This is a genomic window from Skermanella sp. (assembly GCF_059503625.1).
The window spans coordinates 1-2,388 of record NZ_JCACHA010000433.1; the positions used below are offsets into that span (position 1 = coordinate 1).

Genomic DNA, 2,388 nt, shown 5'->3' on the forward strand with positions numbered 1-2,388 from the left:
CTCCGCGCAGCCCGTGGGATCACAAGCGATTCAGTCAGGCAGGAAACCGCTCTAGAGGGTCTTGAACCTGAGGTTCTGGCCAAGGGCAATCGAACATCATGCTCAGGGGGCTAGTCGAAGATGTTTTTCAGCCACGAACTCCGCCGCTTATCGCCATGCCCGTAGCTGCGCCGCTCGTCGTCATCGTCATAGCGCCGACCTCAATGATCATCGCTCCAGGGCTGCTGCCCAGGTGGCGGAGGTGCGGCGGGTTGAGATGCTGGCCAAGCAGGTGAGGGGACGGGCTGTCATGGAGGCTAGACGGGGTGGCCTGGGCACGGCCGTGGTGGTCACCTTCCCTGACCCGAACGCTGCACCGCTTTGATGCCCCTGAGATGAGGCGGGCCGGAGATCGGCGTTCTGCGATGAGGGGTCATCGCTCAGAGTGGCCACAGGGCCAGGGTGAAGGCGCACAAACCGCTATTGCAAGACGCCAAACATTACTGCGTGACCCGCAGCCTGCTTCGATTTGCGGTGCCCGATGGTAGGCCTACGCTGGCTCGATGATTGGCAAGCCAGTGCGACTGGTTCCAGTGGCCGCGGCGACCGCTTTGCTGTTGCCTTGGCCAAGCCGTGTGAAGGTCAGGCGCCACACCGTCCCATTGTTCCGCTCTACTGCGACCTGCCCGCCAACTTGACGCGCCAAGGCCTCCGCGATCGAGGAGCCTGCACCTCGCCAACCCGCAGAGGGCGGCTCGGAAATACCGATGCCATCGTCGCTGACCGTGACTTCCCCATCCGTGGCCTCAGTTGGTGCTTGGAAGGCCAGCCGCACACATCCGCGGCGCCCGGCCGGGAAGGCATGCTTGAAAGCGTTTGAGATCGCTTCGGATGCCGCGAGGCCAAGCGGCACCGCCATATTCAGGTCCACCCGGCAGTCCGAGGGCATAACTTCGATCGTAACCCGCTGTCCCATGCCGTAGCTTGCTGCCGTCGTTGCCGCCAGCGACCCCAAATAGGCGGCGAAGTCGATGTCGCTTGTGTCACCACCGCCATACAACACCTCATGCACAAGGCTCATGGCCTTGATGCGGCGCAGCGTCTCGGCGAAAGCCTCCCGCCCAGCGGGATCGCTGGACTGCTTGGCCCGGAGTCGAAGGAGGGCGGATACGACTTGCAGGTTGTTCTTGACCCGGTGGTGGACCTCCTTGAGAAGCACGTCCTTCTCGGCCAAGGCGCGGCTGAGGTCAGCGGTGCGTCGCGTCACCCGCGTTTCAAGCTCCTCATTGGCCTGCCGCAGCGCCTCCTTGGCCCGCTTGACCGAGGCATTCTCGACCATGGTCCACGACCCGCGGCGACGCGCCAGGGCGAACTCGTGGTTCTGCACCACGTCCAATGCCCCGCCCGCATCGCAGCGCCGCGTGCAATAGCTGCACAGTGCGATGACCCGCTGGTCACAGAAGCAGGCATTGACCTTCCGCTCATATTCGGCGAAGTCGTTCCAATCATCGGCTTCAAGGAAATAGGTGTTGCCGGTGAGGCGGAACCCGCTGTAGCCCTGGGTTAGTGCCTCATCCTTGCGGTGCATCCAGCCGGAGATCACCGCATCGGCGCCCGCCTTGTCGTTCCGTGTCATGTACCACTGGTCATGATCGACGATCTCGATCTGGGCGGACGCGAGCCGTCGATCGAGGTCTGGCACAGCATTGCGCAAGGCGTCGGTCGCGTCCGCGGCACGAAGCGGCTGGGCGGTAACCCACATGCAGCGCTCATTGTTGTCGAGCCCGGCCTTAAAGTAAGGCACAAGGGTGTCCACGAGGTCGTTAGCAGTCTCGTAGAACTGGCAGAAGTGGCTGCCCCATGGGACCACCCCGACCGCTTCGATGCCGCTGTTGACCTGCATTCGAAACCCCTCATCCGGCGGAGTGCCGGGCAATCAAAGTCACTCTATATGCTACATTGCTGCTCAAACCTAGGCCGAACTATTGCCATTGGAAACCGAGGTAAGTGAGTGCAAAAGTGGTATAACAATTGTATTCCGAACCGGGCGCCCGAGATGCTGGTGTCCATTGTGGGACGGCCAGGACGAGCTTCGCGCAGCGTTGCTCGGCTATGCCCCAGCTTTATTGCGAAATCCATTGTGACGATGCTTGCGGGCGCGACGAAGGGCAAGAGTTGCCCCGCCGGGACGAGGTAGTCCAGAACGGCAAACACCTTCGCAGTGAGAGCGTTCAATCAGGCACGCGCGGCGCGAACCAGGGGCGCGATGGCGTGAGATGAACGATTGACGTACCTGCCGCACCTATGCGGAGCGGGAAGGTGCGCTTAGAGTCGTTGCGGAAGTTGAGGTTTGTTCTAGAGCAGTTTTCGATCGGTCTGCATCGTAACCTGCGGCGGCGAAGTAGTTGG

Annotated in this window: 1 protein-coding gene; it reads right to left on the reverse strand. The window is 62.0% G+C overall.

Annotated elements, in window-relative coordinates; genetic code table 11:
* Positions 1 to 529: 529 nt before the first annotated feature.
* Positions 530 to 1,882: a sensor histidine kinase gene (locus AC5JJ6_RS09445; RefSeq protein ID WP_496041796.1), complete on the reverse strand. Its 1,353-nt coding sequence runs from the start codon at positions 1,880 to 1,882 to the stop codon at positions 530 to 532.
* Positions 1,883 to 2,388: the final 506 nt, after the last annotated feature.